The following is an 8762-nucleotide window of genomic DNA, read 5'->3' as shown; positions in this document are numbered from 1 at the left end:
CCCCAGTCCCCAGTCACCAGTCCCCAGTCACCAGTCCCCAGTCACCAGTCACCAACCACCAATCATTCAAAATTTAACAATCCCATTTCTGTATTATCACTAGCAATTTCTTTTATTTGTGTTTGTGATATTACCCAATGGCGATAATCAGCGAGGAGGTGATGTAATAATCTTTGTTTAATGGTCAACAACACGCTTTTAAGTAAACCGTTCCCTGTGGTTTCCAAAATCGACTTGGGAGTGAGGGAAAATGGGTGAGGAATATCTACCAACACTTCTAGATCGGCTTTTCCTTGTAGCCTTGTGTCATTACCATTGTGGTAAGGTGATAAATACCCTTTTAAATTGAGAGCAAAACGCTGGTTAATATACTCAAAACCTCTGATTTCACACCCTACAGAACGTAAATAAATTGTTCCGTGGGCATCCGCCCAAACTCTCATATCTACAGTAGGTTGAATACTTAAAGACATAAAAGCCAGAGGACGCATTTTCAAGCGAAACACTTCCTCAGATAACTGCTGAATCATACTATTGTCAGCTAATGTTCTCACTAGACGTTGAGGCTGACGCAAGTAGTGCTGAATAGGGATAGGTTGCTTGGGGACAAGAATTTCGACCGATTGAGAGGCAGTAAACTTGGTAGCCATGAGTAGATTATAGCAATATGTTTTATTGTAATATTTTTTAATAAACTATATTGGTTTGCATAAAATCAACAAATTTATTCATAATCACTTAAAAGAAGGCAGAAGGTAGGGGTTTAGCACTGCTAAACCTGTACAGGAGTCAGGATACAGAGAAGAAAAATTTTTTCCTTGCTTCCTGTAATCTAATTACAAATCTAAAATCTAAAATCTAAAATCTAAAATTGTCATGAAAAAATGTGAACCTGCGGCGATCGCATATTTAGGACCACCAGGAACTTACTCAGAACAAGCTGCTTCTTTTTATCTCAATTGGCTAAAAAGCAATCAAGAGATAGAAGCTACCTTATCACCTTATCCTACTATTGCCAAATCATTACAAGCGGTAGCTACAGAACAAGCTGATATAGCTGTTGTACCTGTAGAAAATTCCATTGAAGGCAGCGTCAGCATGACAATGGATAGCCTGTGGCAGTTAGACAGCTTGCGAATAAAACTGGCTTTGGTTCTACCAATCAATCATGCGTTAATTTCCTGTGCTAATCAATTAGAGAATATTAAAATAGTTTATTCCCATCCCCAAGCATTAGCACAATGTCAAAGTTGGTTGGCCAAATTTCTGCCCAATGCCAATTTAATAGCCAGAAATTCTACTACTGAAGCACTACAAGGACTACCGCAAGCACCGGAAACAGCAGCAATTTCTTCTCAGAGAGCCGCCCAACTTTATAATTTACCTATTCTCGCTAGTAGAATTAACGACTATCCTGACAACTGTACACGCTTTTGGGTAGTGGCTAAAGAAAGTACGGAAAATAATGGTTTCAACCCTACTCACACATCCTTAGCTTTTAGTGTACCTGCAAATCTTCCTGGTGCATTAGTTAAAGCTTTAGAAGTATTCGCCCATCTAGGAATCAATCTCAGTCGGATTGAATCTCGTCCTACTAAGCGTTCCTTGGGAGAATATTTATTTTTCATTGATGCAGAGGCGGCAGTCAGTTCACCATTAATGACTTCAGCTTTAGCAGAATTAAACAGTTCTACGGAAGTGCTAAAAATTTTTGGTAGTTATAGTGTCTTGACAGTTACCGATTAATATCATTTTCTGCTAATAATTTATAGCTTAGCTGGTAATTGATGTTTAAGTAGGTGTTGCTGAATAAAAAAGTAAAGTTGCCCAAAAGCTTTTTACCTCCTGCCTTCTGCCTCCTGCCTCCTGCCTTGTCATGACGACAATTTTCAACGCCCACCTACTTACCAATTACCAATTACCAATTACCCATTACCGGCAAAACACAATAGTTGATGATTAGCCCATATTACTAAAAGTGTCTTTAAGAACAGAACGTGCTGCCAGATGATTGCGAGTAGAAGTCAAAATTTCTGCTTCTCTTTGTAAGCGAGCAGATGTATCTTGTAGTTCTAACAATGCTTGCTGTTCAGGAGCTACACCATAAAGGTTACTTGCCACCCAGTAAGATAGCTCTGTTGGTAAATCAGGTAAATCTTCTGGCAGTTCGATATCTTTTTCAGTTAATTTAGCTGAAAGACGGACAACATCTCGCAGTAGCTGTTCTACATCAGCAGCTAAAGGTCGCAAGTCCTGAGACGGGGGATGGTCTTCAATCCATTCTACTAAACCAACACGATAGGGCTTTTCACGAACATACTCTAAAACTCGAAACCTTTGCTGTCCCAAAGTTAACATTTCCATCCGGTCGTCTGGTAATCGCTGGTAATGAATAATTTCCGCACAGCAACCGACATTAGCAATAGTACCTTGGATTGGATCGACCATCACAACTCCAAATCTGCGATCGCCTTCCAAAATCGTGTTCATCATGATGCGGTAGCGAAATTCAAATATATGTAGGGGTAATGGTCTGGTGGGAAACAGCACCACTTCGGGTAACGGGAACAGAGGTAGTTCACGGACGGCAATTTTTGAAGAAGATGTCATTGTTAGGTGGGTATCAAGTTTATTCTTATTTATTCTGAAAATATATTTTTTTACTTTTACTGTCGCCGTACTTTGTTTATATTTTATCATTTGTTGGATAGCTATTGAAAAACCCTAAGAAAATTTCTCTTAGGGCTGGGTTAATATTCATACCTAAAAATATTCCATGTAGATTTTCAATTATCAGTGGGAAAAGGCAACAGGCAAAAGGAAAAAGAAGACTAATATTGATCTCTCTTCCCTATTCCCTATTCCCTATTCTCTATTTCCTGTTCTAATTAAAGTTTGACTTCGATATCTACACCAGATGGTAAATCCAACTTCATCAGCGCATCAATAGTTTTAGAAGAAGGCTGGTAAATATCAATAATCCGACGATGGGTGCGGGTTTCAAAATGCTCACGGGAATCTTTATCTACGTGAGGTGAGCGCAGCACGCAATATATCTTCCGTTTTGTGGGTAAAGGAATCGGTCCGATAGCTGTAGCGTTAGTACGGTTAGCTGTATCTACAATCTTCTCGCAAGATGTATCCAATAAACGTCGGTCAAAAGCCTGTAAGCGAATTCTAATCTTCTGCTGCTGTAAAGTTGCCATCTTTAGTTTTCCAGGTTCTGTGAATTTTAGATTTTAGATTTTAGATTTTAGATTTTAGATTTTAGATTTGAGATTTGAGAAACAAACAAGAATCATAAATTAAAATCCAAAATTGCTAAAGGGAAGATAAAAGAGCAGAGACGTACTTTTCCAATCTCTGCTCTTAATTACAAAGACAAAAAGGTACTACTTGATGATTTTAGAAACGACACCAGCACCAATAGTCCGGCCACCTTCACGAATCGCAAAGCGCATACCTTGCTCAATCGCGATCGCGTTGATCAGTTCCACTGTCATTTTGATGCGATCGCCTGGCATTACCATTTCTACTGCGCTACCATCATCAGCGGTATAGCTTTGAATTGTGCCAGTTACATCAGTTGTCCGTACATAGAACTGAGGACGATAACCTGCGAAAAATGGTGTTTTCCGACCACCTTCTTTCTCAGTCAAAACGTAAACTTCACCTTCAAATTGAGTGTGAGGTGTAATAGAACCAGGCTTGGCAATTACCATTCCACGCTCGATGTCTTCTTTTTTGAGACCACGTAGTAATACACCAGCGTTATCTCCAGCCATACCTTCTTCGAGACTCTTCTTGAACATCTCGATACCGGTTACAGCCGTACTCCGGGTATCTTTGAGTCCAATTATCTCAACTGTATCGCCAACCTTAACTTTACCACGTTCAATCCGGCCAGTAGCCACTGTACCACGACCTGTGATGGTGAATACGTCTTCTACTGCCATCAAGAAGGGTTTATCAACATCACGCTCAGGAGTGGGGATGTAGGAATCTACAGCATCCATCAATTCGTAGATTTTATCTACCCAGGGATTTTCTCCTTTTTGGAGTTTAGGATTCTTAGTCATTGCTTCCAAAGCTTGTAGACCAGAACCTTTGATAATGGGGATGTCATCACCGGGGAAATCATAGCTAGTAAGTAGTTCCCGCAGTTCCAGTTCTACTAATTCCAGAAGTTCTGGGTCATCCATCAAATCTTCTTTGTTCAAGAAGACAACCAAGCTGGGAACACCTACTTGTTTTGCCAACAGGATGTGTTCACGAGTTTGGGGCATAGGACCATCAGTAGCAGCCACTACAAGGATACCACCGTCCATTTGTGCCGCACCTGTGATCATGTTTTTCACATAGTCAGCGTGTCCGGGGCAGTCTACGTGAGCATAGTGCCGAGATTCGGTTTCATACTCAACGTGAGCGGTGTTGATGGTAATACCCCGTGCTTTTTCTTCGGGTGCGTTGTCAATTTGGTCGTAACCCTTAGCTGTAGCCTGACCCATAGCTGCCAAGGTCATGGTAATGGCTGCTGTTAAAGTAGTTTTACCGTGGTCAACGTGGCCAACAGTACCGATATTAACGTGAGGTTTTTTTCTGTCAAACTTTTCGCGTGCCATGTATACTCGTTTCCTTTTTTAATTAAGCGTTCCCTTTGCTTTTAGCAATGATAGTTTCAGCCACGCTGCGAGGCACCTCTTCATAGTGGCTGAATTCCATCGTGAAGATACCTCGGCCTTGGGTCTTAGACCGGATATCTGTGGCGTAACCAAACATAGTCGCTAGTGGAACTTTGGATGTCACCTTAGCGATTCCCTGTTCAGTGATTTGGTTTTCAATCTGTCCTCTACGGGAGATTAAGTCACCTATGACAGTTCCCATAAAGTCTTCGGGAACTTCTACTGCAACTTTCATCATAGGCTCTAAGAGGACTGGTGAAGCTTTCAGCACTGCCTCTTTCATCGCCATTGAACCGGCAATTTTGAAAGCCATTTCCGAAGAGTCTACATCGTGGTAGGAGCCGTGAACTAACGTTGCTTTCACGTCAATTAGTGGATATCCAGCTAAAATACCAGATTCGCAGCTTTCTTTCATACCCTGCTCTGCGGGGCCTATATACTCTTTAGGTACTACGCCACCGACAATTTTAGAGACGAATTCAAAGCCAGTGCCTGGGTCTCCTGGTTCTAAATTGATCACAACGTGACCGTATTGACCTTTACCACCACTTTGACGGATGAATTTGCCTTCTACGTTGGTAACTGTTTTCCGAATGGTTTCGCGGTAAGCTACCTGTGGCGCACCAACATTCGCTTCTACCTTGAATTCCCGTAACATCCGGTCTACTAGAATTTCCAGGTGTAACTCTCCCATCCCCGCAATCACGGTTTGGTTAGTTTCTGGATCAACACTGACACGGAAGGTAGGATCTTCTTCTGACAAAGATTGTAGTGCCTTTGACAGCTTATCCATGTCGTTCTTGGTTTTGGGTTCAACCGCTACGGAGATCACAGGTTCAGGAATGAACAGGGATTCCAGAATAACTGGTGATCCTTCATCACATAAAGTGTCACCTGTCAAGGTGTCTTTTAGTCCCAAAGCTGCACCTAAGTCACCTGCCCGCAGTTCTTCGACATCTTGTCGTTCATCTGCTTTCATCAGCACTAGGCGGGAAATCCGTTCTTTCTTGTCTTTACTGGCGTTCAGGACGTAGCTGCCTTTTTTCAATACACCAGAATAAACACGCACAAAGGTGAGGCGACCGTAGGGGTCAGCCATGATCTTGAATGCTAGAGCAGCTAGAGGTTCGCTGTCATCCGCCCGGCGCTCCACTGTCTCGCCATTTGGCAATAAGCCTTGAATTGGTGGTACTTCAATTGGTGCTGGCAGGTAATCTACAACTGCATCCAGCATCAACTGCACACCTTTATTTTTAAAGGCTGAACCACAAAGCACGGGTACAATTTTTCCCTCAATTGTACCTTTACGTAGGGCTGTACGGATTTCTTCTTCTGTAAGTTCTTCGCCCTCGAAGTACTTAGTCATCAGATCATCACTAGTTTCTGCTACCGCTTCTATTAACTTAGTGCGGTATTCTGCTACCTGTTCTTGTAGTTCAGCCGGAATTTCTGTTTCTTGAATATCGGTTCCTTGGTCGTTGGTGTAAATGTATGCACACATCCGCACCAAGTCAATGATGCCTTTAAAATCACTTTCGCTACCGATGGGCAGTTGAATAGCAATGGCATTTGCCCGCAGGCGATCGCGCATTTGCTCATGAACTCTATAAAAGTTCGCTCCTGTGCGATCCATCTTGTTGATGAAGGCAATGCGAGGTACTTTGTAGCGGTCAGCTTGCCGCCATACTGTCTCAGACTGAGGTTGAACACCACCAACAGAACAAAAGACAGCGATTACACCATCTAACACCCGCATGGAACGTTCAACTTCAATTGTGAAGTCCACGTGACCGGGAGTGTCAATAATGTTAATTTGATGATCTTTCCAGCTGGTACTAATCGCAGCGGCAGTAATGGTAATTCCTCGCTCCCGCTCCTGATCCATCCAGTCTGTTACAGCAGTTCCTTCGTGAACTTCACCAATTTTATGAATTATCCCAGAGTAAAATAATATTCTCTCTGTTGTTGTCGTTTTTCCCGCATCTATATGCGCCGCAATACCGATATTGCGTACTTTCTCTAGCGGGTTTGTGCGTGCCACAGTTACCTCCTATAATTTAGGACTCATGATATCTTGTATATTACTCTTTGTTAAGATTCTATACTTTTACGGAAAACCGTCTTGGGCAGAAAGTTGCCGATATACCGCTGGCAATTAGGCGATATATCGTTGCTCCACTTAGTAACGGTAGTGTGCAAATGCTTTGTTGGCTTCAGCCATGCGGTGAGTTTCTTCACGTTTGCGAATGGAACTGCCTGTTTCGTTAGCTGCGTCCATTAACTCATTTGCTAGTCTACTGGCCATCGTACGACCTGGCCTAGACCTAGAAAATTGTACTAACCACCGCAGTGCTAAGGTAGTACCCCGATCAGAACGCACTTCCATTGGTACTTGATAAGTTGCACCACCTACTCTTCGAGCTTTGACCTCTACTAAAGGTGTGGCGTTGCGGACTGCTCTTTCAAATGTTTCCAGAGGATTGCCGCCTGTCCGTTCTTCAATAGTTTTTAAAGCATCATAAACAATTCTGGCAGCGAGAGATTTTTTGCCATGACGCATTACCCGTCGCATCATCATACTAACGAGGCGACTATTATACACTGAGTCAGGCGGAACAGGCCGCCTTTGACTAACACCACGACGAGACATACTTCATCCTTGAATTCGGAATTTGGCAACGAAATTATATGTTATCAGAACATAGAAATCCAAAAGCGGTGTAAGCAACCGCTTAAATTTCCTTGAGTTTTGGCCTTAGTTGCTTTTAAGCTCAACTCATTAGTTTTTTTACCCTATACCAGAAACAGAAGGCGACAACACTATCAACTCTAATATTTACATTAAAGTGTTGCTATTGCTTACAGTATTCTGCTTTTAAACTCTTACACTTGCTCGCTTAGTGCAAGTTATAGCTTAATTTCTTAAACAAGAATACACCGCTAGATTCTGTGTTTTATGGGGGCTGAAATTAGACGATTAATCGTTATTCATGCAATATTCATGCGATTAATCGCCTATTTCCTATTTTTTCGCTTCTTTTGGGCGCTTAGTTCCATATTTGGAACGTCCTTGCTTCCGGTCTTTAACTCCGGCTGTATCTAAGGTTCCACGAATAATGTGGTATCTCACGCCTGGTAAGTCTTTTACCCGACCACCACGAATCATCACAACAGAGTGTTCTTGCAAGTTATGGCCAATACCTGGAATGTAAGCTGTGACTTCAAATCCAGAAGTTAATCTGACCCTTGCTACTTTGCGGAGGGCTGAGTTTGGTTTTTTAGGGGTAGTCGTATATACTCTGGTGCATACTCCTCGACGTTGAGGACATTGTTTCAGAGCAGGAGACTTGGTTTTTTGACGCGCTAGTTCGCGTTCACTACGGATTAGCTGCTGTATTGTTGGCATGAGTGACAGCGCGTTAAGCTGCTTATGTTTTATTTTAACAAATCCTGATTATAGCGTTTTTTTGGTTTTTACGTCAATTATTTTTTAGGAGTTCAGGGGGCAGGGGGCAGGGGGCAGGAGTCAGGAGTCAGGAGGCAGGATAAAGAAGCATATTTATTCCCAGTCACCAATCACCTATGAAATAGAAAAAGAATTACCACAGCTACAGGTAGAAATGGCTATAGGGTTGTAGAAGCGAAAACCTCCACCCATAAGATCCTCTGAATAGTCCAGGGTCAAACCGTTAATATATTTTATGCTTTCTTTGTCTATGACTAATTGAATATTGTTAACGTCAAAAACCTGATCTTCAACTTTAACCGCTTCATCAAAGGAAATATCGTATAACCAACCCGAACAGCCACCTGGTTTCACCTGCAAGCGAAACAAGATATTTGGCTGTTGTTTGGATTTTAATCGCTTCATCTCATTGGTAGCTGCTGGACTTAATTGAATCATGGAATTTTTGTAGCAATCAGAAAATCCATATTCAATATTACAGGAGTTCAGGAGGCAGGGGGCAGGGGAAGCAGGGGAAGAAAGGGAAGTTAACCCAGTCACCAGTCACCAGTCACCAGTCACCAGTCACCAGTCACCAGTCACCAGTCCCCAGTCCCCAGTCCCCAGTCCCCAGT

9 protein-coding genes are annotated in these 8762 nt (G+C 42.4%); 1 reads left to right on the top strand and 8 read right to left on the bottom strand.

The window, feature by feature from the left end; all coding sequences use genetic code 11:
- Positions 1 to 62: 62 nt before the first annotated feature.
- Entirely contained in the window at positions 63 to 650 is a 588-nt protein-coding gene (locus PN497_RS17535; RefSeq protein ID WP_096570157.1) for a DUF1997 domain-containing protein, read from the bottom strand.
- 226 nt (positions 651 to 876) lie between these two features.
- On the opposite strand from PN497_RS17535, the gene pheA reads away from it, so the two are divergent.
- Positions 877 to 1746 (top strand): prephenate dehydratase, encoded by an 870-nt coding sequence (gene pheA, locus PN497_RS17530; RefSeq protein ID WP_096570159.1) that lies wholly within the window; start codon positions 877 to 879, stop codon positions 1744 to 1746.
- 213 nt (positions 1747 to 1959) lie between these two features.
- On the opposite strand, the gene PN497_RS17525 is transcribed toward pheA, so the two are convergent.
- The 7 genes from PN497_RS17525 to PN497_RS17495 form a co-directional block, all read right to left on the bottom strand.
- Entirely contained in the window at positions 1960 to 2610 is a 651-nt protein-coding gene (locus tag PN497_RS17525) for an LON peptidase substrate-binding domain-containing protein (protein WP_096570161.1), read from the bottom strand.
- A 278-nt stretch (positions 2611 to 2888) separates the two neighbouring features.
- The gene (gene rpsJ, locus PN497_RS17520) at positions 2889 to 3206 is read right to left on the bottom strand and encodes a 30S ribosomal protein S10 (protein ID WP_010998474.1); all 318 of its coding nucleotides are present in this window, start codon (positions 3204 to 3206) and stop codon (positions 2889 to 2891) included.
- A 186-nt stretch (positions 3207 to 3392) separates the two neighbouring features.
- Positions 3393 to 4622: an elongation factor Tu gene (tuf, locus tag PN497_RS17515; RefSeq protein ID WP_096570163.1), complete on the bottom strand. Its 1230-nt coding sequence runs from the start codon at positions 4620 to 4622 to the stop codon at positions 3393 to 3395.
- 22 nt (positions 4623 to 4644) lie between these two features.
- Positions 4645 to 6723 carry an elongation factor G gene (fusA, locus tag PN497_RS17510; protein ID WP_096570165.1) on the bottom strand — a complete coding sequence of 693 codons (2079 nt, stop codon included), beginning with the start codon at positions 6721 to 6723 and terminating at the stop codon, positions 4645 to 4647.
- Between the two features lie 138 nt (positions 6724 to 6861).
- Positions 6862 to 7332 (bottom strand): 30S ribosomal protein S7, encoded by a 471-nt coding sequence (gene rpsG, locus PN497_RS17505; RefSeq protein ID WP_096570167.1) that lies wholly within the window; start codon positions 7330 to 7332, stop codon positions 6862 to 6864.
- 372 nt (positions 7333 to 7704) lie between these two features.
- Positions 7705 to 8088 (bottom strand): 30S ribosomal protein S12, encoded by a 384-nt coding sequence (gene rpsL, locus PN497_RS17500; RefSeq protein ID WP_096570169.1) that lies wholly within the window; start codon positions 8086 to 8088, stop codon positions 7705 to 7707.
- A 174-nt stretch (positions 8089 to 8262) separates the two neighbouring features.
- Entirely contained in the window at positions 8263 to 8586 is a 324-nt protein-coding gene (locus tag PN497_RS17495) for a HesB/IscA family protein (RefSeq protein WP_096570171.1), read from the bottom strand.
- Positions 8587 to 8762: the final 176 nt, after the last annotated feature.

The organism is Sphaerospermopsis kisseleviana CS-549 (genome assembly GCF_028329225.1).
GTDB classification, from domain to species: Bacteria; Cyanobacteriota; Cyanobacteriia; order Cyanobacteriales; family Nostocaceae; genus Sphaerospermopsis; species Sphaerospermopsis kisseleviana.
This window is presented reverse-complemented; position numbering and strand designations above follow the sequence as displayed.

What these genes read in the sequence shown, in the direction of transcription:
- PN497_RS17535 (WP_096570157.1), bottom strand. Translation starts at nt 650, where the DNA reads ATGGCTACCAAGTTTACTGCCTCTCAATCGGTCGAAATTCTTGTCCCC.
- rpsG (WP_096570167.1), bottom strand. Translation starts at nt 7,332, where the DNA reads ATGTCTCGTCGTGGTGTTAGTCAAAGGCGGCCTGTTCCGCCTGACTCA.
- PN497_RS17525 (WP_096570161.1), bottom strand. Translation starts at nt 2,610, where the DNA reads ATGACATCTTCTTCAAAAATTGCCGTCCGTGAACTACCTCTGTTCCCG.
- rpsL (WP_096570169.1), bottom strand. Translation starts at nt 8,088, where the DNA reads ATGCCAACAATACAGCAGCTAATCCGTAGTGAACGCGAACTAGCGCGT.
- PN497_RS17495 (WP_096570171.1), bottom strand. Translation starts at nt 8,586, where the DNA reads ATGATTCAATTAAGTCCAGCAGCTACCAATGAGATGAAGCGATTAAAA.
- tuf (WP_096570163.1), bottom strand. Translation starts at nt 4,622, where the DNA reads ATGGCACGCGAAAAGTTTGACAGAAAAAAACCTCACGTTAATATCGGT.
- rpsJ (WP_010998474.1), bottom strand. Translation starts at nt 3,206, where the DNA reads ATGGCAACTTTACAGCAGCAGAAGATTAGAATTCGCTTACAGGCTTTT.
- pheA (WP_096570159.1), top strand. Translation starts at nt 877, where the DNA reads ATGAAAAAATGTGAACCTGCGGCGATCGCATATTTAGGACCACCAGGA.